This is a genomic window from Pedobacter sp. L105 (genome assembly GCF_009765875.1).
Lineage (GTDB): Bacteria > Bacteroidota > Bacteroidia > Sphingobacteriales > Sphingobacteriaceae > Pedobacter.
The window spans coordinates 1,107,722-1,129,356 of record NZ_LMUP01000004.1 but is presented as its reverse complement, the minus strand read 5'-3'; the positions used below and the strand labels follow the sequence as shown (position 1 = coordinate 1,129,356).

At 39.3% G+C, this 21,635-nt stretch carries 14 protein-coding genes and 1 tRNA gene; 8 read left to right on the top strand and 7 right to left on the bottom strand.

All coding sequences use genetic code 11. The features are described from left to right. The first annotated feature begins 7 nt into the window (after window positions 1-7). Both GSQ84_RS10070 and GSQ84_RS10065 read left to right on the top strand, forming a co-directional pair. Window positions 8-3,157 carry a lantibiotic dehydratase gene (locus tag GSQ84_RS10070; RefSeq protein WP_158797081.1) on the top strand — a complete coding sequence of 1,050 codons (3,150 nt, stop codon included), beginning with the start codon at window positions 8-10 and terminating at the stop codon, window positions 3,155-3,157. Between the two features lie 11 nt (window positions 3,158-3,168). Then, a complete protein-coding gene (locus tag GSQ84_RS10065; protein WP_158797080.1) occupies window positions 3,169-3,861 on the top strand; it encodes a hypothetical protein in 693 nt (230 codons plus the stop codon). On the opposite strand, the gene GSQ84_RS10060 is transcribed toward GSQ84_RS10065, so the two are convergent. After that, a complete protein-coding gene (locus GSQ84_RS10060; protein WP_158797079.1) occupies window positions 3,858-4,568 on the bottom strand; it encodes a LytTR family DNA-binding domain-containing protein in 711 nt (236 codons plus the stop codon). The two genes, GSQ84_RS10065 and GSQ84_RS10060, sit on opposite strands and share 4 nt — an antisense overlap. A 2-nt stretch (window positions 4,569-4,570) precedes the next feature. Then, window positions 4,571-5,665 carry a sensor histidine kinase gene (locus tag GSQ84_RS10055; protein WP_158797078.1) on the bottom strand — a complete coding sequence of 365 codons (1,095 nt, stop codon included), beginning with the start codon at window positions 5,663-5,665 and terminating at the stop codon, window positions 4,571-4,573. Between the two features lie 121 nt (window positions 5,666-5,786). On the opposite strand from GSQ84_RS10055, the gene GSQ84_RS10050 reads away from it, so the two are divergent. Continuing rightward, on the top strand, window positions 5,787-7,985 hold the full coding sequence (locus tag GSQ84_RS10050) for a peptidase domain-containing ABC transporter (protein ID WP_158797077.1): 2,199 nt from the start codon (window positions 5,787-5,789) through the stop codon (window positions 7,983-7,985). Between the two features lie 12 nt (window positions 7,986-7,997). Next, entirely contained in the window at window positions 7,998-8,966 is a 969-nt protein-coding gene (locus GSQ84_RS10045; protein WP_158797076.1) for a hypothetical protein, read from the top strand. A 75-nt stretch (window positions 8,967-9,041) separates the two neighbouring features. On the opposite strand, the gene GSQ84_RS10040 is transcribed toward GSQ84_RS10045, so the two are convergent. Next, window positions 9,042-12,104 carry a DUF2723 domain-containing protein gene (locus GSQ84_RS10040; protein ID WP_158797075.1) on the bottom strand — a complete coding sequence of 1,021 codons (3,063 nt, stop codon included), beginning with the start codon at window positions 12,102-12,104 and terminating at the stop codon, window positions 9,042-9,044. Between the two features lie 228 nt (window positions 12,105-12,332). On the opposite strand from GSQ84_RS10040, the gene GSQ84_RS10035 reads away from it, so the two are divergent. The 4 genes from GSQ84_RS10035 to pth all read left to right on the top strand — a co-directional run bounded on the left by GSQ84_RS10035 (window position 12,333) and on the right by pth (window position 14,772). Further along, a tRNA-Gln gene (locus GSQ84_RS10035) sits at window positions 12,333-12,403 on the top strand. A gap of 74 nt (window positions 12,404-12,477) precedes the next feature. Continuing rightward, complete coding sequence (locus tag GSQ84_RS10030) at window positions 12,478-13,422, top strand: ribose-phosphate pyrophosphokinase (RefSeq protein WP_158797074.1); 945 nt, start codon at window positions 12,478-12,480, stop codon at window positions 13,420-13,422. A 76-nt stretch (window positions 13,423-13,498) separates the two neighbouring features. After that, on the top strand, window positions 13,499-14,077 hold the full coding sequence (locus GSQ84_RS10025) for a 50S ribosomal protein L25/general stress protein Ctc (RefSeq protein ID WP_158797073.1): 579 nt from the start codon (window positions 13,499-13,501) through the stop codon (window positions 14,075-14,077). Window positions 14,078-14,211: 134 nt separating this feature from the next. Beyond that, a complete protein-coding gene (gene pth, locus GSQ84_RS10020; RefSeq protein ID WP_158797072.1) occupies window positions 14,212-14,772 on the top strand; it encodes an aminoacyl-tRNA hydrolase in 561 nt (186 codons plus the stop codon). A 1-nt stretch (window position 14,773) separates the two neighbouring features. On the opposite strand, the gene GSQ84_RS10015 is transcribed toward pth, so the two are convergent. From GSQ84_RS10015 to GSQ84_RS10000, 4 genes are all read right to left on the bottom strand, one after another. Continuing rightward, window positions 14,774-16,375, bottom strand: a complete 1,602-nt coding sequence (locus GSQ84_RS10015) for a response regulator (protein ID WP_158797071.1) — start codon at window positions 16,373-16,375, stop codon at window positions 14,774-14,776. Window positions 16,376-16,403: 28 nt separating this feature from the next. Beyond that, entirely contained in the window at window positions 16,404-17,243 is an 840-nt protein-coding gene (locus GSQ84_RS10010; RefSeq protein ID WP_174238641.1) for a protein-glutamate O-methyltransferase CheR, read from the bottom strand. Beyond that, window positions 17,243-20,713: a response regulator gene (locus GSQ84_RS10005; RefSeq protein ID WP_158797070.1), complete on the bottom strand. Its 3,471-nt coding sequence runs from the start codon at window positions 20,711-20,713 to the stop codon at window positions 17,243-17,245. The genes GSQ84_RS10010 and GSQ84_RS10005 overlap by 1 nt, the downstream gene beginning before the upstream one ends. 237 nt (window positions 20,714-20,950) lie before the next feature. Beyond that, window positions 20,951-21,634 carry a LytTR family DNA-binding domain-containing protein gene (locus tag GSQ84_RS10000; RefSeq protein ID WP_158797069.1) on the bottom strand — a complete coding sequence of 228 codons (684 nt, stop codon included), beginning with the start codon at window positions 21,632-21,634 and terminating at the stop codon, window positions 20,951-20,953. Window position 21,635: the final 1 nt, after the last annotated feature.

Here is a 21,635-nt window from a genome sequence, read left to right as displayed (position 1 = left end):
TTAACCAATGGGAAACACAATAAAACCTTTTGATTTTTACCTGCTGCGTCTTCCTGCCAGAAGTATGGGATCTCTTGCTGAACTGAACCAGATAAAGGATCATGATATTTTTGTGCAGGAGATCAATAAAAGGTACCAGTCTGTAGAATTGCAGGAAGCAATTTATCTGGCGAGTCCCGAACTGCATCAGGAATTATTAAAATGGCTTGCAGGACCGGCTGAAGATATTGAAGATAAACTCTTACTGACACTATATAAATATCTGATCAGAATGAGTAGCCGGGCTACCCCATATGGATTATTCTCTGGATATAATACTGGAAATATCAGCAATGCAGTATCCGAATTAACGCTTAGGGAGAAGACTTTAAGAGATACCCGGTATACGCGTTTGGATATGAATTATGTTGCTGAGCTTGTCCGTTACTTCTCTGAAAATGAAGAAATAAAAGTTAACCTCATTTTTAATGTAAATAATAGCCTGTACAGAACGGGGAATACTTACAGATACTACGAATACAAGCTGGTCAATAAAAAGAGACATTATTATATTGTTGCGATTAAAAAATCAAAATATATACTTTGTATTCTGGAAAAAGCTAAAAATGGTACAAGCTATCAATCCTTAATTGATGAATTACTCAACATGGGATTGAGTGTTCTGGATGCTAAAAATTATCTTGATCAGGTGATCAATGCCCAAATATTGGTTTCAGAATTAGAGCCCACTGTTACAGGCGAGGAGTTTTATAAAAAATTGATCACTATACTTCAGCGTCACAATCCGGAACATCCTTATATACAATGGCTTTTGGCTATTGAAGCCCAATTGCTTAACCCGGCAGATTTTGTAAAAACATGCACTAACATTCATCATATCATCAAAGCCAACTTTCCATTATCCCAGATGAAAGATTTGGTTCAGACTGATCTCCATATCGGTATGGAAAAAAATAATCTGAATAGTAATGCGGTGGATATTCTGGCACAGGATATCACACAGCTTGCTGTACTTAGTGAGAATAAAACACCTGTAAGGGTTCAGAATTTTATTAAAAAATTTACTGAACGTTATGAAGATCAGGAAATCGATTTATTAGAAGCACTGGATAATGAAGCAGGTATTGGTTATGACAGGGTAGGCGCAGGCGCTAATAACCATGCACCATTAATCAGCGATTTGGTCTTCAATCACACGGATGAAGCCAAAACAATCAACTGGACAAAATACAGGCAGTTAATCTTTAATAAATTTCTCGAAAGCTCCAAAAACCGGGGGGCTCATATTGATTTAACGGATGCAGATCTGCTACCTCTTGATACAAGAAGGACGAATAAAATTCCTTCAACTTTTTATTTGATAGGCAGTTTTATTGCGCAGAATACCAATGATCTCGATCATGGAGATTTTAAGTTCGACCTCTCTGCTTGTTGTGGACCTTCCGCTTTGCCTTTATTAGGTCGTTTTGCACAAAACGATCCCCTCTTAGCTAAAAAGCTAAAGGATTGCGCAGGTTATGAGCAGGATCTATCCGCTGATACCCTCATTGCAGAAATTGTTCATTTGCCCGATTCCAGAGTTGGTAATATTCTGCAGCGTCCTCAGCTTAGAGATTATGAAATACCTTTTTTGGGAAACTCGTCCCTGCCATCTGAACGGCAGATTCCTGTAACAGATTTAATGATTTCTGTAAAGAATAACCGGGTTATCTTACGTTCAAAACGATTGAATAAGATAGTTGTTCCACGGCTTTCTTCTGCCCATAATTATAATGGAGGGATAGCGGTGTATAAGTTTTTATGTGATTTACAGCATCAGCAGGGAAATTTTGTGATCAACTGGGATTGGGGAGTGTTAAATGATCAGCCTTATTTACCCCGTGTTGAATATAAGCATATTATTTTAACCAGGGCCAGATGGAAATTGACACCTGATATTTATACTGAAGTGAACAATATTAAGTCGGAAAATGAGCTTGAAGTTTTTCTTGCTAAATACAGGCTGCCAAAACGGGTGGTCAGTATAGAAGGCGATAAAGAATTACTCTTAGATTTTTCCAACCCCTTTGGATTAAGATTGCTGGCGCAAATGGTAAAGAAGAATACGCTTATCCTGTATGAATTTATGCATGAGGAGCATTCACTAATAGTTAAGGGGCCGCAAGAGGATAAATTTGTAAATGAGGTTGTCATACCCTTTTATGCGGTAGAAGTTTCAAAAGAGAAGAGTAAAAACCCAACGGTTAATACGCCTCTTTTAAGGCGTAAATTTAACCTGGGCTCGGAATGGACTTATGTGAAAATATATTGTGGAGCAAGGTGGTCAGAGAAGATTTTAACAGCGTATATTCTTCCGCTGGTAACTGAGCTGAGTGAAAAGAATTTGATCCAGAAATGGTTTTTTATACGCTATCACGATCCCGAAAGTCACTTAAGAATACGTTTTCTCCATCCGGATCATCCGGATACGATGGCTCAGATTATCCAGTCACTAAATACCGGCCTTAAAGGTTTAATTGGGGAAAGAATTATTCAAAAGATTCAATATGACACCTATAATCAGGAGCTGGAACGATATGGAACAAAAACTATAACCTTTAGTGAATCTGTTTTTTATCATGATAGCAAAGCAATCATCAACTTCTTAGATCTTATTGAGGGAGAAGAAGGGGAGTATTATCGCTGGCTGTTTGCCATGACAAGTATAGACCGTATGTTGGGCGACTTTAATCTGAACCTTGATCAGAAACATGATGTGGTCAATAAAATGCAAAAAGCTTTTTTTGCTGAATTTAATGGCAATACGGCATTAAACCAGCAATTAAATAATAAATACAGGCTAATCAGTAAGGAACTGAATACCTTTTTTACGGAGGAAAACGAAGAGCTTTCGGAAGCAATCAGTTTCTTTAAAGTCAGGTCTGTGGAAAACACTTCCGCCTACCATCATTTAAAAACACAATATGAGCAGGAATATCCAGATGAAGATTTAGATGCAGTTTTATCCGAACTCCTTCCAAGTTTTCTGCACATGTCTCTCAATCGGATTTTTGTGACTAAGCAGCGTATGCACGAACTGGTTGTTTATCATTATTTAACTAAGTATTATCAGGGCTGTATCGCCAGGGGTAAACAAGTACAATTAATAAAAGTTTAAATCTACCGACAATGGAAAATCAGGAACATCAATACAGTGCCGAAATCAATGAAATTGTGGGACAACCACCAAAATGGTTGTTAAAGTCGGGCGGAAGCAGCTTGTTATTGCTCCTGTTGATTCTCCTTGCTTTATCGGCCTTCACCAGCTATTCTGATAAACATGTGATCCCGGTAATAATATTTCGGGAAAAAACCATCTTTCCTATTACCGGAAATATGAGTGTGATACGCTTTTTAAAAGCATCAGGTGAGCAGGTGAAAAAAGGTGATCCTATCGCTTTAACAAAACAGAATAACAATAGTCAGATGATTAATGCCCCATTCACGGGCAAAATATTCTATGACCGCGACGCACTTAAAAACCGCCATCCTGCAGACACTCTTGCAATGCTGGTTCCGTCAAATGGTGTTTTTGGATTTAAAGGGGATGTAGGTTTAGATTATGCCAGGTTTCTGTCTATTCATAAAGGAACTGTCTTTACCATAATTCCCGATGATCAAATAGAAAACAATAGGAATATTATTGGCAAAATCACTTCATTTGGTCTGCCAAAGGCCAACAATATCCTTGGCTTTTCAGGTATCATAGAACCCCAATCAGGTAAATCACTTGAAGAAACATATTTGTCAATCTTAACAATCAAGGGAAAACTGGTCTTAAACCTGGACGATAAAACCATTTTAAGGCATATTTTCAACTAATCATTATTTAAACCGAATTTTTCAAAAATCAGGTCTTTGTATTGTTTTCCAATAGGAAGTTTTTCACTGATGTCGTGAAGCTCAGCCATATTCCCGCTGATAAACTTCAGGCGGTTAATATTAATTATGTAAGACTTTTGAATACGGAAAAAGCGATCTTCAGGCAATTGGTCTTCCACTCTTTTCATCGTGAGGTGGGTAATAATGACACGGTCTTTAAGCACTACTTTAATGTAGTCTTTCATGCCTTCTATATAACATATTTCATCAAATAGTACCCTGTGTAATTTAGCGCCATCCTTTAAAAATAAATATTCGGATTGCTCATTACCCAATTTATTGGTTTTTTTCTGGCTCTGGTTTAAACATTTATTTACAGCCTTCATAAAACGCTCAAAAGAGAAGGGCTTAACAATATAGTCTACAATATCCAGGTCAAAACCTTCTACTGCATAATTAGGGTAGGCAGTGATAAAAACCACATAAGGGCGATATTGTAACATCCTGATTAACTCAATGCCATTTACTTCGGGCATGTGGATATCAGAAAACAAGACATCTATTTTTTCATGCTGCAGAATTTCTATGGCTTCGAATACATGTTTACAACTTTTTACCAGTTCGAGATAAGGTATTTTTGAGATATATTCTTCAAGCGTTTCCCGCGCGAGAGGTTCATCATCCAGTATAAGACATTTGAGAGCCATAGTTATTTATTTAAGTCGATTGTAAGTTTTACTAAGTACTGATCTGTTTCGTCATGGATAGTAAGTTTATGTCTATCCGGATAATGTATTAACAGTCGTTTTTTTATGTTGGCAATTCCAAGACCTCCAAATTTCCCTTTTATTAAGTTGCCCGACTTACTATTTGAAACCTCAAATTGAAGCTGGTTTTGCACTGTTTTCAAATGTATTTTTATCCAGGCCGACTCTATACTTGCATCAGGTCCATGTTTAAAGGCATTCTCTATAAACGGGAAAATAATCAGGGGGACAATAAGCTGTTTTTCTAAAGGTTTTTCAATCTGGATATCAATATTTACTTCATCGCCATAACGAATACTTTCCAGCTCCAGATAGTCCCTTATAAATTCAATTTCCCTGGAAAGTAAAACTTCCTGATCATTAGATTCATAGAGTGTGTAACGCATCAACCCGGCTAAATGCAAAACCATGGGGCCGGTTTGAGGATCTTGTTTATTGATCATCCGGTATATATTGTTTAAGGTATTAAACAGGAAATGGGGATTGATCTGGGCCTTCAAAAAATTGATTTCTAAATTCAGGTTGTCCCTCTCCAGCATGATCCTCATATTACTTTGTGCAATAATTGATTTGATCAGCTTAATACTTAAAGGCGGGAAAATAAGATATAAAAAATCAAGAAAATTAAATGAAAGCATTTTGAAGGATACAACCCCGCTTAATCCGCTTTTATATACAAATTGAACATATGCATATAGTTTTGAGGAAGATGTAACAATGTCTTTTAGGTACAGGCAAACTAGGTAAGTAAGCAGGGCCCACCAGATATAACAGCATACAACAAATAAAAAACTCCTGAAAAACTTTCCCGTAAACAAATAGCGGTCTAAAACGAAATAAGAGCCAACGTAAAAAATGCTCATTACAGCTATCAGGTCTTTAAATACCAGGAACCAGCCCAGATTTTCGTCAAACTTCCTGTATCCCCGGTAATACATGCAGCCCAATAGAACCCATAGTGAAAGATGTAGTAAAATCCGCACCGGCAAAGTATATTTTATTTGCTGCAGGATGTTCGGACTCGGCGTTGAAATCATATGCTTCACTTGGTCATTGTATTTTGTGATTTGGTCGAAAAAAGGCTGGTAGATAAATATATAATTTTTCCTTTGATAAAGAAAGTTTTGATTCCTGAATAACCCTTTATAATTAACTAAGATGATACTCGCTAATTTTCCGCATTATAAGCAACATGATGTAATGGACTGTGGTCCTACGTGCCTACAGATCATCACAAAGTTTTATGGTAAATTCTTTTCAATTAATAAGATCAGAACCCTGTCCCAGATTGGAAAAACGGGTGTTTCCTTATTGGGTATCAGCAGGGCGGCCGAAAAAATCGGGATACAGTCTGTAGGAGGAAATATCACCTTCGAAAAGCTGGAAAAACGCGGACAACTGCCCTGTATTGTCCACTGGAGGAAAAACCACTTTGTGGTAGTCTATAAAATTACTAAAAAGAAGGTTTTTATTTCCGACCCGGCCAATGGTCTTAATATTTATACACATGAAGAATTTCTAAGCAACTGGGCATATACCCAGATTAACCAGAAGGCTGCAGGTATTGTGCTTTTACTCAGTCCAACTCCCGACTTTTATCTTACTGAAGACGATAAGATCGAAAAAAAAGAGAGTATGACGGTCTTACTCAAACATATATGGCATTATAAGAAGCTCGTGAAGCAATTAGGTGCAGGTTTGCTGGCAGGAGCGGTCATCCAGCTGATCTTTCCTTTTTTAACTAAATCTTTGGTGGATGTAGGTGTAAAAGGAAGTGACGTCCATTTCATTTATATTATTTTGTTTGGACAGCTGTTAATGACCCTGGGACAAACCTCCGTTGAATTACTTCGGGGCTGGATTTTATTACACATTACTTCCAGGGTTAACCTGTCTATACTTTCAGGCTTTCTCGGTAAATTATTGCGTTTGCCGCTGTCATTTTTTGATACTAAACTCAATAGTGACATTCTGCAAAGGATAGAAGACCATAACCGCATTGAGAATTTACTAACAGGAACTACTTTGAATACCCTGTTTATGATGATTGCTTTTTTCGTATTCAGCATTGTGTTGTTTATTTACAGTCCTGCTATATGTATCATATTTATTGTTGGAAGTCTTATTTATTTTGGATGGATTTATCTTTTTCTTGAAAAGAGGAAAAAGCTGGATTTTAAAAGGTTCGAACTGCTGGCGCAGAACAGGGCGAAGACCTTACAACTGGTTAATGGCATCCACGAAATTAAAGTTAACGATTGCGGCACAAAAAAAATATGGGAATGGGAGGGTATTCAGGCTAAACTATTCCGCTTAAATGTAAGTACCCTTTCCCTTAACCAATATCAGCAGGTTGGCGCTACCTTCATTAATCAGGCAAAAAATATATTTATACTTTTTTTAGCTACCCGTTTGGTTATTGATAAACAGGTTACCCTGGGTGATATGATGGCCATCCAGTTTATAATTGGTCAGATGAATGCACCCATTATTCAGCTGGCTACATTTCTGCAAGCCTATCAGGATGCGCAAATCAGTATGGATCGCCTGGCACAAATTGAATATCTCGAAGATGAGGAGTCAGTTAATAAAGATTATCTGCATGAGCTTCCTCCGGGCAGAAGCCTTCATATAAAAAACATGAGTTTTGTTTATCCGGGAGCCGGAAATAAACCAGTTCTGAAAGATATTGATTTTACCATACCCGGTGGTAAAACAACAGCAATTGTAGGCAGCAGCGGGAGCGGTAAAACAACCATCCTCAAACTCCTTCAAAAAATCAGTACCCCAACTTCGGGTGATATCTATTTGGATAATATGTCTTTTAGTCAGATCAGTCCCCGCTTCTGGCGTCAGCACTGTGGTGTTGTGATGCAGGAAGGTTTTGTTTTCTCTGATACGATAGCCAATAACATTGCATTAAATGAGGAATTTAACAATCCAAAAGCAATGGAACGGGCCATTCATATCGCCAACATCGACGATTACATCAAAAGCCAGCCATTGGGGCTTTATACAAAAATAGGCGAAGATGGAAAGGGATTAAGCGGAGGGCAGCGTCAACGTGTTTTAATTGCCCGGATGGTATATAAAAATCCTGAGTATATATTTTTAGATGAGGCAACAAGTTCGCTGGACTCTTCAAATGAAAAGGTAATTATGGAAAGATTATACACATTTTTTGAGGGAAAAACGGTGCTAATTGTTGCCCACCGGTTGAGTACAGTAAAAAATGCAGACAATATCCTGGTCTTAGATAATGGCAATGTCATTGAACAAGGCAATCATACCACCCTGGTAGAAAAAAGGGGCTTTTATTACGAGCTCATAAAAAATCAGCTTGAATTGGGAAATTAAATCAATAACTATATGAAGAACAACGTCATCACCTTTATTGATAGATTAAAGGTAGAAAGAAATACTCCGGAGAATACAGCGCTCCTTAAATCTCAGCGCGGAACATTTAGCATCCTTTTGAATATGGTTGCTACTCAAAACCTGGGTGCTGAAGTTAATAACCGGATATCGGCAGTAACTGATGCTTACTTTAGAGGGGTGGTAAAATGCCGTAAGAATGATATTCAGGAAGCGCTGGATACACTTTGTCTGGCAGATCATTTAGATGATACATTGGATGGCGAGGCGCTTCGGTTAACCAACCTTTTTAAGGTCTCTGCCTGGGCCAACTATTATTACAAGACAAATGAATTTGATAAGGCCATTCATTTACTGGTGGGTGGACTGAGTAGGAGTATAGAACTTGAAAAAGAAGGATACTACGTTTTAATCTTCAGAAGAATTGAGCAGTTACAAAATATTTCCAGGATACTGATCTCTGCAGGGAGGTACATGGAGGGGTTCAATTTAATCCGGAATATCATCCGGTTTTTAATTACCGGATCTGCTGAAGGCCTGTATGTAGCAGACTGGGACCATAAAAAAATAGTCAAAATCCGTCAGTTAATGGAGAGCACATGTGATGCTGTATTCATTCAGCTGGCCATGCTGAATACTAAAACTATGGAAAGCAATATATATGATGATAGATTTTATGATGAATTTTTCTTTAAAGAGTTTTTGGAAACTTTACCTGTAGATACTTATAACCGTACTATTATATATAACTGGATGTATGTAAAAACATCATATGCTGAAGGAGAGGCAGGTTTTTTTAACAATATGACCGATTTTTTAGTAGACGCTGATATTTCTTCAGAATACAATGTGTTGAAGAAAAACCTGTTACATCAGGCTGTTTATGTGCTTAAAAATACGCATAACAGTGAGTTTGAAAATTATGAATCGGTAATCTCCGATTACATAAATAACAAACTTTAAAAAATAACGAATAAAAAAGAGGGCTGCGATTTTGAAGTCGCAGCCCTCTTTTTTATTCGTTATTTGCTAATCAGCTTACTGATCTCCACCGCCCTGAGGCTGCTGGCCTGGTTGTGGCTGTTGAGAGAAGTACATCGCGAAATCTGATTCCAGTAACTGGAACTGCTGATTCAACTGCTGAGACAGTTTTGTTTGTTTCTGTTCTGAAGTGGTTTTAACCATTTGGTTTAAGAATTGCAGTCCTAGCTGAACATTCTGTCCGCCAACAAATCTGCCTTTGCTTTTGGATACATCAGAAAGATAAACAAGTTCTTTCTGGATATAATCGGCACATTTTACAACCAGTGCATTTGCACGCTGGGTATCACCTAAAGCATATAAGTTCTCGGCCAGGAAGTAAGTTCCCATCATCGAGCGCATGCCGTAGAATCTATCAGGCATTACTTCGAAATAGCGGGCTACTACTTTTTTGGCATCTACAATCTTTCCTTCTTTGATCAATCCGCTAATAGCAGTATTGAATACATTGTTAAAGATAGAGATATCATCTGCAGACTGCGGATCCAGGTATTTAGCATTTTTTACATTTCCCCACTTAAATTTAGTGTAAAGGTTATGGTAAAGGATATCCGTATTTACCAGTTCTGCCCTGCCGCCAGCTGAATCAATTTTAAGTGGTAACAGGCGCATGGCCAAACCTTCTGTATATAAGTAGTTGTCCAAACCATTAAACTGATCTGAAGGTACTGTACTTGCAAAATAAATCGGTCTTTTCCAGTGGTTATGAACCAGGATGTCCAGCATGGCCAGTGTACCTTTGGTTACATATCCTTTATTAAAGGTCCATGTCATTGCAGGGATGATCTTCGCAGAATCGGCAGCTTTTACAGTTCCTGTACTTAATACTTCAGCTTTGTTAATCGTTAACTTGAAGTTTTTAGTCGGGATAAAGTTTTCTTTAGTTCCATTCTGCAATGGGATTTTGTCAGCATCATCATCTGATAATAACACATCAAGGATGTTTTGCAGTTCCACCGGACCAGCAATTTTATAATCCTGATAATACATCACGTCCCTTACACCCTGTACGTACTGTGCAGGTTTCATGCTGATTGGAAGAGGGGCAGATTCATTCTGCTTGCGTTTCATTCCATCAATATACCAGTCAGTGTCAAACAAACTCAGGTTCACTAAACGAACATCAGGTCTGATTTGCTCTACTTCCTGTGCATACCAAAGCGGGTAAGTATCATTATCTCCGTAAGTAAACAGGATGGCATTTGGTGCGCAGGACTCTAAATAATCCAGTGCAATATCATGTGCTACCAGTTTAGAAGAACGGTCGTGGTCATCCCATCCCTGCTCGCCCATAATCAATGGAGCTCCGCAAAGGGAAACCACTGTTGCAGCAATTGCTCCATTCTGTGCATTCAATTTATTAAACACCCAGTCCTTCAGGGCAAATACGGCAAAACCTATCCATATAGAGAAGGCATAAAAAGATCCGGTATAAGCGTAATCACGTTCTCTTGGTTCCAGGGGTTTCTGGTTCAGATACAATACGATAGCTATTCCCGTAAAGAAGAACAATAATCCTACGATACCTGCATCTTTCTGGTTACGTTTGAAATGCCAAACAGCTCCCAGCAATCCAAGGATCAATGGAAGGAAGAAAAAGCGGTTGTATGCACTGCTATCAACGATAGACGGAGGTAAGTGGCTCTGATCTCCCAGCATCATGGCATCAATAGGTTTAACCCCACTCAGGAACTGGCCCTGGTAGACACCGGCACCCTGTTCATCATTCTGACGACCTACGAAATTCCACATGAAATAACGCATATACATATTACCAATCTGGTATTTAAACAAGTAATTGATGTTGTCAATTAAACCCGGGAAATGGGTGTCATCAAAGCCCATCAGGCTTTTATACTCTTGTACGTGTTGTGGTTCGTCACTATACATCCTTGGGAAAGGAGTAGTTCTGTCATATTCGTAATCTGTTTTCTTACCGGCAACTTCATACTTGGTATCACCTTTTCTATAGATGTTTTTACCTTCAGTAATGTTTGTTTTTTCGGAATTGTAATTCGGTCCAAACAGCAGAGGACGGTCTCCATATTGTTCCCTGTTCAGGTAACTTAAAAAAGAGAAAGCATTATCAGGATTACTGTTGTTCAGGTTAGGATTTGCTTTAGAGCGGATAATGATCATCGCAAAAGAGCAATAACCAAAAATGATCAGTACTGTAGACAGTAAAACCATGTTTAGGATCTTGTTCTGATGTTTGATGGAATACCTGATTCCCAGGGTAAAACCAACAATCAGCAGGAGGACGAAGAAAGTTACGCCAGATCCGAATCCCATTCCTAAAGTATTCACGAAGAAGAGGTCAAAATAGGCACCAAAAGAGATGGTATATTGTATAATACCATACTGCACAAAGGCCAGGATCAATACACCTACAAAAAAGGTCTTGATCACACCCAGGTTGGTAGGATGTTCGTTTTTCTTAAAGTAATATACAAAAGCCATTGCAGGAATGGTCAGTAAGTTCAGTAAGTGGATACCAATGGATAAACCCATGATATAAGCAATGAAGAGCAGCCATCTGTCGCCTCTAGGCTCATCAGCATTTGCTTCCCATTTTAAAATACCCCAGAATACTATAGCTGTAAATAAAGAAGAAAGGGCATAAACCTCAGATTCTACTGCCGAAAACCAAAAACTATCAGAATAAGCATAGGCTAATGCACCAACTGCTCCTGCACCCATGATCGTGATCATATTGGTCATGGTTAATTCTTTACCACTCTTAATCACCATTTTCTTAGCCAGTGCTGTAATTGTCCAGAACAGGAATAAGATAGTTGCCCCGCTGGCCATCGCTGAACCAACATTCATGAAATAAGCTATTTTATGCAGATCGCCGAAAGCAAATAGCGAAAAGAAGCGCTGTATCATTAAAAATAGGGGGGCACCGGGTTGATGCACTACCTGCATTCTGAGTGCAGACGCTATAAACTCTCCACAATCCCAGAAACTAACGGAGGGCTCCAGGGTGAGTATATAGGTGAGTGTAGCTATGAAAAAACATAGCCATCCGGTAAGGTTATTAATTTTTGAGTAGTTCATTTTAATCTTAATCTAATTTTTGGCTCTAAAAATGCGCTCGAAAATAATCAAATAGATTGATAGTTGTACATAACTGCTCTCACATTAACAAAAATTAACCTGCTGGATGCCCATAAAAAATGCGATTTGAATTATTTTCATTTTTTTTGCTGAAGGATTTGCAAATATGAAAAATCTGCGTAGATTTGCATTCCATTCAAAACAACCCACGGTTAGTTTGAAGAAGATTGCCCGATAGTATAAAGGTAGTACAACGGTTTTTGGTACCGTTTGTCTAGGTTCGAATCCTGGTCGGGCAACTAAACAATATTCGGATTGTGAAGAAAAACACAATCCGATTTTTTTTTAACCAAGCATTGATACCCGTCTAATCATGCCATTGCAATTCAATCCAGTTAAACTTTTTGCCGGCAGCGGTACAAAAGAATTAGCACACAAGATTGCCGAATCTTACGGCAAGCCTCTTGGAGGTGTAACCTTAAGCAGATTTAGCGATGGTGAATTTCAACCTGCTTACGATGAATCCGTAAGAGGATGTGACGTATTCCTGATTCAGTCAACCTATCAGCCTTCAGATAATTTAATGGAATTGCTGCTCATGATTGATGCCGCGAAGAGAGCTTCTGCGCATTACATTACGGCTATTGTTCCTTATTATGGTTTGGCCAGACAGGATAGAAAAGACAGGCCGCGTCAGGCAATTGGTGCGAAACTGGTAGCTGACTTGCTTAAAACTGCCGGTATCCATCGTATCATGACCATGGACCTGCATGCAGCACAAATACAAGGTTTTTTTGATGTTCCTATGGATCACCTTGATGCGTCAATCATCTTTGTTCCTTATATCAAAAGCCTGGGCTTAACAAACCTGACCATCGCTTCTCCTGATATGGGCGGATCTTACAGGGCCCGTACATTTGCAAAATTCTTTAATGCAGAAGTAGTAATCTGTGATAAACGACGTAAACGTGCCAATGAAATTGAATCCATGTCAATTATTGGTGATGTAACAGGAATGGACATTGTACTGATCGATGATATCATTGATACAGCAGGTACATTGGCTAAAGCTGCGGCACTGATCATGGAAAAAGGTGCAAGAAGCGTAAGGGCAGTTTGTACACACCCGGTATTATCGGGCAATGCGTATGATACGGTTGAAAACTCTATGCTGACTGAACTGATTGTAACGGATACCATTCCTTTAAAACAGGTAAGTTCAAAAATCAGGGTATTGAGCACGGCAGAATTATTTGCAAAAGCAATTGCAATTGCAAATGAACATGGTTCACTGAGTGAACTTTTTAAAGTAGAATAATTAATAACAATAAATAACAGATGAAAGCCGGTTGGTCAATTCAGATCACGAAAGCTTCATCACAATTAAAAAAAAGATGAAAATAATCGCAATTAGCGGTTCTCCAAGAGAGAACGTAGGGAAACGCGATGCTAAAGAGCTTCGCTATGAAGGCAAGGTTCCTGCAGTATTGTATGGTGGTAAAGAACAAGCACATTTTGCTGTAGTAGCAACCGATTTAAAAGATGCTATTTATACTCCTGAAGCCAACTATTTAGAAATTGATATCAATGGTACAAAAACCAAAGCGATCATAAAAGAATTACAGTTTCACCCATTAACTGAATTATTATTACACGTAGATTTTCTTCAGTTGTTTGACGACAAAGAGATCATCATGGAAATCCCTATCAAATTAACCGGAACTTCTCCAGGTGTTAAAATGGGTGGTAAATTAGTTCAGAAATTACGTAAACTTCGCGTTAAATCTTTACCAAAAGATATGCCGCAAACAGTTGAAGTAAGCATTTCTAAATTAGAAGTAGGAAACTTATTCCGTGTACGTGACCTTGCAAAAGGCGCTTATGCAGTTACCAACACTCCTGAAGATACTATCGTATCTGTAGGTATGTCTAGAGCACTGAAACAAGCAGAGCAACAAGGCGGTAAAAAATAAGCTGATCTGTATCAGAAATTTAAAAACAGTACTGATCTCAGTACTGTTTTTTTATGTCCGGGCTTTTTGCTGGATGGGAGATACAGAAGAAAAGTTATCTTTGAAAATTGAGGAGTATATAATTAAGCATAAGAATGAAATATTTAATCGTTGGACTGGGAAATATCGGACCTGAATATGCCCATACAAGACATAACATTGGTTTTGATATTGCAGATGAACTGGTTAAACAATTGGGAGGATCATTCTCCAATATACGCCTGGCCTACTACTCAGAAGTTTCCTGGAAAGGAAAAAAACTGCATGTCATCAAACCTACTACTTTTATGAATTTAAGTGGCAAGGCTGTCAATTACTGGATGAAGGACTTAAATATCCCATTGGAAAATGTATTGGTAGTAGTAGATGACCTGGCGCTGCCGTTGGGTAAATTACGGCTTAAATTAAAAGGCAGCAGTGCGGGCCATAACGGCTTAAAAAGTATTGAAGAACTCTGCGGAGGGCAAGCTTATCCGCGCCTTCGCTTTGGTATAGGTGATAATTTTGCCAAAGGCCGTCAAATAGATTATGTACTGGGAACCTTTGACAAGGACGAAAAACTCGAAATACCGGCGCTGATCGATAAAAGTGTTGCACTGATCCAGAGTTTTGTAACTATAGGACCAGCGCAAACCATGACGGCTTTTAATCAATAAACTAAAGCGTTAATGTCTTTTTGTCTTTATACTGTGTAATTTTCTCATGTAAAATTCCCAGTTCAAAAGGCTTGCTCAGCACATCATCTGCTCCGGCATCTATCGCTGCTTTTTTATCATTCTCCATCACCGCTGCCGAAAAAGTAATGATAGGGATGTCTTTTTTACCTTCTACCTCATCCTGTCTGATCAGTTTTGTTGCTTCCAGGCCATTCATTACCGGCATAAAAGTATCCATCAGGATCAGGTCGTAGTCATTCTCTCTTAGTTTATCTATTGCTTCTTTTCCGTTTTCAACTACATCGGCCACAATATTCCAGCCCTTTAAAATCTTAACGATCAGAAATTTATTAATTGGATTATCTTCCGCTACCAGTATCCTTACGTTTTCAAAAGGCAGGAGTTTTTCCGTTGTCCTTCCCTGATTTTCGGGGTTATCATCCAGAACTTCATACCAATTGCTAAACTTGAAAGTACTGCCTACACCTTCTATACTGTCCAGCGTTAGCTCGCCTCCTTTTAAATGGGCCAGATTCTTTACAATGGACAAGCCAAGGCCTGTTCCTCCAAAATTAAGTGTCGTGTTATCATCTGCCTGTTCAAAAGATTCAAATATTTTACCCATCCTGTTTTCCGGGATACCTATGCCGGTATCTATAACAGAAATTCTGATCTGTATACTGCTGCCTCTGCGGGCAAGGATATCAACTTTTAAGGTCACGCTGCCACTGCTGGTAAATTTAATGGCGTTGCCAATCAGGTTCATCATGATCTGATTCAACCGGAGTGAATCTGCCAGGATGGTTTTTGGCAGATCCGGATGAAACTGTGTAATCAGCTCCAGGTGTTTTTCTTTTGCCCTGATCCGTAACAGGTTGATCACCGAATGGCAGATCATCACCAGATCTGTAGGCGCACGGTTGATCTTGAATTTTCCTGCCTCTATTTTGGATAGGTCGAGGATATCATTGATTACCCCCAGTAGAGAGTTGGAAGAAATCTCCATTAAAGCAATCATTTCCCGCTGTTCGGCATTCAGCTCACTTTGCTCCAGCAGGTGGGTTAAACCAATGATCCCGTTAATAGGGGTACGAATCTCATGGCTCATATTGGCCAGGAAGTTTTCTTTTATCTTTTTCCCCTGTTCTGCCAGTTCTTTAGCCTTGATGAGTTCCTTCTGATAAGCTTCCAGCTCTTTATTCTTTTTAACAATATCACGCTGGTTTCTTACAAATTGTATAAAGGAATCTACCTTAGCAGAAGTAACATAGGGGTTGAGAGGTTTATATAAATAGTCAACGGCACCTGCATTGAGGCCTTTAACTGCATATTTAGCATCCGTAGAAATAGCGGTCACAAAAATCACCAGAATGTCTTTGGTCCTGGGATTACTTTTTAAAATCTCTACCAACTCAAAACCATCCATTTCCGGCATCTGCACATCCACCAGTGCGATAGCAATATCCATTTCCCAGGCTAAGCGCAGCGCTTCATTAGGCAGGGTAGTGGAAACAAGGTTTACATCGTCCCGCTGCAATAGTGCCTCTAAGGCTACAATATTTTCGGGTCTGTCATCAACAATGAGGATGTTAATCTTTTCCATAGTTTTCAATGCTCCTTTTAAAGAAGGCTTATGCTATTTTTTGATATATATTATTTTTTTGATCGATAATCTTAAACCGGCCAATTTCTGAACTTCTCAGGGTTTCTTTGGAGCCCAGGCACAGGAATCCGAAGTTGGCCAGGCTATGATAAAAGAGATCGATCACTTTTTCCTGTAGTTCTGTGTTAAAGTAGATCAGTACATTACGGCAGGAAATTACTTGAAACTCATTAAAAACGCCGTCCGAAGCTAAATTATGTGTGGAGAATAAAACGTTCTTTTTTAAAGAATGGTTAATGGTAGCTGCGCCATAACGTGCGGAATAATAATCAGACAGGGTATGCAGTGCACCTGTTTTTTGGTAATTTTCAGAATACAACTTCATCTTTTGTAAATCATAGATCCCGTTTTTAGCAAATTCCAAAACATCTGAATTGATATCCGTACCATAAAAAAAGCTCCTGTCATAGAGCTTTTCTTCGCAAAACAGTACTGCAAATGAATACAATTCTTCTCCTGTTGAACAGCCTGCATTCCACACTTTTATCCTTTGATAAGATCTTAAATAAGGGATGATGTTTTTCTCAAGAGATTTGTAAAAAAGCGGGTCCCGGAACATTTCTGTCACATTTACCGTGATTTCAATTAGAAAATTTTCAAAATAATCCTGGTCATTCGTCAGCAAAGTTCGTAAATCAAAAAGGTTTAGTTTTTGCAGTTGCATAATTCTGGTTACCCTTCTTTTTAGCGACGCTGCCGAGTAATTACTAAAATCAAAACCATGTATATTCCTGATGAAAGCGGTTAGTGCTGCCAGTTCTTCGTAAGTGATCAGTTCCTGTATAGGATTGTTAGGCAACTGTTCCATTAGCTTAACCAAACTCTTAACATCGATAATAACTGATCCATATCTACGGGTTTAGAGACATAATCATTAGCTCCTGCCTCAATACATTTTTCACGGTCGTTCTTCATTGCCTTTGCAGTTAACGCAATAATTGGCAGCTTCTTATATTCTTTTTGCTGGCGGATGAGTTTCATCGCTTCATAACCATCCATTTCGGGCATCATGATATCCATGAGCACCAGGTCTATATTCTTAAATTCCTCCAGTTTCTCTAAAGCTTGTTTTCCGTTATTGGCAATAATGATATGCATATCATATACCTGCAGGGCGCTCGACAAGGCGAAAATATTTCTCATATCGTCGTCAGTGATCAGGATAGTTTTATCCTTCAAGGCCTTTTCAATTGTTGATACGGTTTTATTTTTAGCAGCTCCGGCAGTATTAGGACTAAAATTCTCTTCTTTTTTTAATTTATTCATGAACAGGCTTACTTCATCGATCAGCCTGTCGTTAGACTTATTCGATTTCAGGACCATGGCCTCCGAATATTTCATGATATGGGCAATTTTATCCTGGTCCAGCTCCATGGCGGTATTAATGATCACGGGAACATGAGCAAACTTATCCTGTGTTTTGATATTGTCCAGCAGATCAAAGCCGGAGATATCGGGGAGGTTTAAATCCAGGATGATGCAATCGAAGGTACGTTCCTTGAGTATATCCAGTGCTTCCTGGCCGGTAAAAGCCTGTGCAACTTCAATCCCTTTACTGATCAGTTGTTCTTTGACTACCAGGCTTTGGAGCTCGTGGTCTTCAACAACCAATACCGTTTTAAAATCATAAGCTAGCTGCTGATCAGTATTCATCCTGGAGAAAGCCTCATCCAGATCATCCTTTTCAATGGGTTTTTTCAGGAAACCGATGGCACCTTCTTTTAAGGCCTTATCGGCCTTAAATTCCCCGGCAGACATCATGTGTACCGGAATGTGTTTGGTTAGCGGATTTGCTTTCAGCTGTTTCAATATGCTCCATCCATCCATTACAGGCAGCATAATATCCAGGATGATCGCGTCCGGGAATAGAGACGAAGCCATTTCCAATCCTTTATCCCCGCTATGGGCAAGTACAGGTTCAAACCCTTTTTCTATGGCATAATCTTTTAGTACATCGGCAAATACCAGGTCGTCTTCTACAATCAGCAGGGTTTGTTTTCCATTTTTCCTTAGGGGTACCAAAACGGGTTCAGGAATAAGCGGAACTACCACTGCTTCCTGATGTGCTTCAGTTAAAACATCATCAGGCTTTACCGCCGGGATATATAGTGTAAAACAACTTCCCACTTCAGGTTCACTTTCTACCTGGATCTCTCCGCCTAATATATTGGCGAGTTCTTTACTGATGGAAAGCCCCAAACCTGTACCACCGTACTTCCTGCTGGTGGTACCATCTGCCTGTTTAAAAGCTTCAAAGATAAGTTTCTGTTTATCTGCGGGAATGCCAATTCCAGAATCCTTTACGCGGAACGCAATTACCTGCAGGTTTTTATCTTTTAGATGATCTGAATAAAATTTCACCTGCTTGTCGGCAGTACCAATCTCCAGGTTGATCTCCCCATCTTCAGGTGTAAACTTAAAAGCATTTGACAGCAAGTTTTTAACAATCTGTTCTATTCTCGACAGATCGGTCATTATTTTTTCAGGAAGTTCAGTATTAACAGTAGTTATAAAACTGATCTTTTTGCTGCGGGCGATCTCTGTGAAAAGAGATTCCATATTGTTTTTTATCTCCTGGGGCCTAACCGGTTCAATATCCAGGTCAACCTTACCCGACTCAATTTTTGACAGATCAAGAATGTCATTAATTAAGGTCAGCAGATCATTACCGGCATTGTGGATCACACCTGCATACTTGATCTGTTCATCATTTAAATTGTCGGGCCTGTTCTCTTTTAAAATCCTTGCCAGGATAAGGATACTGTTTAAGGGGGTGCGCAGCTCATGGCTCATATTTGCCAGGAACTCCGATTTATATTTACTGGATATTTCCAGCTCTGCTGCTTTTAAACTAATTGCTTCACGGGCTTCATTGATCGAGAGGTTACGCTCTTCCAGCTGACCTGCTTTTTCTTCCAGTTCGGCATTGGTTTCGCGCAATTCTTCCTGCTGTACCCGCAGTTCCTCTTCAGAAGCCATGAGTTCCTCCGACTTATGAATCAGTTCTTCGTTGGTGGTACGTAATTCTTCCTGCTGGCTTTCCAGTTCTTCTGCCTGCTGTTGGGTATGCAGGAACAGGTCGCGCAGCTGTGCCCTGGCAATACTCCTGTTGATACCCACACCAATGGTAATCGAGATGCGGTTAAAGAAATCAACTTCAATTGCCGTAGGCTGCCGTGGCAAGCCAAACTCCATCACCGCTATGGTTTCATTTTCAAATGGGATAGGTAAAACGACCAGGGTATTCGGAATGGTACTGCCCAGTCCTGAGCTTACTTTGATGTAATCTGAAGGAATATCATTCAGCACTTTAATCCGTTTTTCAATCGCCACCTGGCCAACCAGGCCTTCACCTAAAGCGATAGCTATTTCCTTTCCTTTTTTCTTTTCAAATGCATAACAGCCTGTCAGGTCCAGCAACTGTGTTTTTGGATTAATCAGGTACATCGCACCAACAGGTGCCTTGACATAATCACACATGGCGGTAATCACGTGGGTACATAACTCTTCTACCTCCTGCTCCCCGCGCAGGGCTTCATTAATGGCCGAACCACCGGATAACATCCAGTTTTTTTGTTCATTTTCTGAAGAGATCTTTTCCAGCTTTTCGTTGTTCTCCCTCATCTTTATCTCCGTTAGCTTTTGCTCGTCAAAAGTTCTTTTGATAAAGCTGGACAGATAAAGTACCAGGCCTAAAATGATCAGGGAGCTGATCACTACAATAGCGGTTGACCTTATACCACTTTCAATTCTTTTCTCTTTTCGAATTTGAAGTAATTTTAGTTCGGTAGAAATGATCAGATTATTTATTCTCAGCATCTGGTCTTTGAGGATTTTACCCTTATCTGTAAGCACCAGATTGGTAGCCGCTGCTTGTCCTTTAGATTGATTGAGCTGAATAACCTCATGCATATGTTTCACCTTTTCAGCAGCATACATTTTCAGGGAATCCAGCCTTTCCTGTTGAATAGGATTATCACTAGTTAGCCGCTGCATTTTCTCTATCTGGGGTACTATTTTATTAATATTGTTAGTAAAAGGCTCAAGATAATTCGCCCTTTGCGTAAGGACATATCCCCTCATTCCGGTTTCGGCATTCAGGAGGGTTACCTCCATGTTCCTCGCATTGTCAATCACTTCATAAGTATGGCTTTCCCACGAAGAGTCAGTATTCATCGATTGAATGCTGAGGTAAGAAGTAACAGCCGAGATGAGAACAAAAAGTAAGGAGAGTATAAATCCTACTAATACTTGTTGTTTAAACGTGTATTTAGCCATATATATAAATCAAAGCGTTTCGTATGATGTGCTTTATTGTCCAATCAAACTTCGTTAACATTGAAAATCAATGTTATTCAACTGAATCATGTGACAATAATACTGATAAATATATGTATCCAATCTACAATAGACGCAGATATGACTGATTATTTTTTATAAATCATGTATAGGGGTAAATGAGGATTCTTGAAAATGCAGATCCCCGATTTTGATAAAAGGTTTTAATGCTTTGAATTATAGCTCCTGCAAACATTGGGCGTAGGTAGGGCCTACGGGAATAATCTTTTCGCCAATCCAGATCTGGTTGCGGTCAAATTTAGTTACTGCTTTTTTCGCCACAATAAATGCCCGGTGTGTTCTGATGAATTGTTGTGCAGGCATCAAAGCATACATCTCGCTAATGGGCATACGGGTGCTGAGGGAAGTGTTGTTCTGCAGATGGATCAGGGTATAATTTCCTGCAGCTTCAATATAGGTAATCTCATCAATGGCTACTTTGATCTGCTCATAACCATCTTTTATAAAGAGATGTGCAGAAGGACTCAGCGTGTCTGCTTTTTTACGCAGGCTATATAACTCTTCGGCCTTGTGGCAGGCTTTTAAGAACCTCGACAGGGAAAAGGGTTTCAGCAAATAATCCAGGGCATTTAGTTCAAATCCTTTTACCGCATGTTCTGCATAAGCTGTGGTAAAAATAACCAGCGGGGGATGGTGGAGACTGTGCAAAAACTCAATGCCGCTGATATCGGGCATTTTAATATCCAAAAAGATCAGGTCTACCTGGTTTTTCTGTAAATAAGCGATAGCCTCAAAGGCATTGGTGAATACAGCCTGCAGGGTTATAAAAGGAACTTTGGAGGCATGTGATTTTACTACATCCAAAGCTATGGGCTCATCATCTATCGCTATTGCAATCATT

Excerpts from the sequence above, each read along its gene's own strand:
- GSQ84_RS10070 (WP_158797081.1), top strand. The coding sequence starts at position 8 with ATGGGAAACACAATAAAACCTTTTGATTTTTACCTGCTGCGTCTTCCT.
- GSQ84_RS10065 (WP_158797080.1), top strand. The coding sequence starts at position 3,169 with ATGGAAAATCAGGAACATCAATACAGTGCCGAAATCAATGAAATTGTG.
- GSQ84_RS10060 (WP_158797079.1), bottom strand. The coding sequence starts at position 4,568 with ATGGCTCTCAAATGTCTTATACTGGATGATGAACCTCTCGCGCGGGAA.
- GSQ84_RS10055 (WP_158797078.1), bottom strand. The coding sequence starts at position 5,665 with ATGATTTCAACGCCGAGTCCGAACATCCTGCAGCAAATAAAATATACT.
- GSQ84_RS10050 (WP_158797077.1), top strand. The coding sequence starts at position 5,787 with ATGATACTCGCTAATTTTCCGCATTATAAGCAACATGATGTAATGGAC.
- GSQ84_RS10045 (WP_158797076.1), top strand. The coding sequence starts at position 7,998 with ATGAAGAACAACGTCATCACCTTTATTGATAGATTAAAGGTAGAAAGA.
- GSQ84_RS10040 (WP_158797075.1), bottom strand. The coding sequence starts at position 12,104 with ATGAACTACTCAAAAATTAATAACCTTACCGGATGGCTATGTTTTTTC.
- GSQ84_RS10030 (WP_158797074.1), top strand. The coding sequence starts at position 12,478 with ATGCCATTGCAATTCAATCCAGTTAAACTTTTTGCCGGCAGCGGTACA.
- GSQ84_RS10025 (WP_158797073.1), top strand. The coding sequence starts at position 13,499 with ATGAAAATAATCGCAATTAGCGGTTCTCCAAGAGAGAACGTAGGGAAA.
- pth (WP_158797072.1), top strand. The coding sequence starts at position 14,212 with ATGAAATATTTAATCGTTGGACTGGGAAATATCGGACCTGAATATGCC.
- GSQ84_RS10015 (WP_158797071.1), bottom strand. The coding sequence starts at position 16,375 with ATGGAAAAGATTAACATCCTCATTGTTGATGACAGACCCGAAAATATT.
- GSQ84_RS10010 (WP_174238641.1), bottom strand. The coding sequence starts at position 17,243 with ATGGAACAGTTGCCTAACAATCCTATACAGGAACTGATCACTTACGAA.
- GSQ84_RS10005 (WP_158797070.1), bottom strand. The coding sequence starts at position 20,713 with ATGGCTAAATACACGTTTAAACAACAAGTATTAGTAGGATTTATACTC.
- GSQ84_RS10000 (WP_158797069.1), bottom strand. The coding sequence starts at position 21,634 with ATGATTGCAATAGCGATAGATGATGAGCCCATAGCTTTGGATGTAGTA.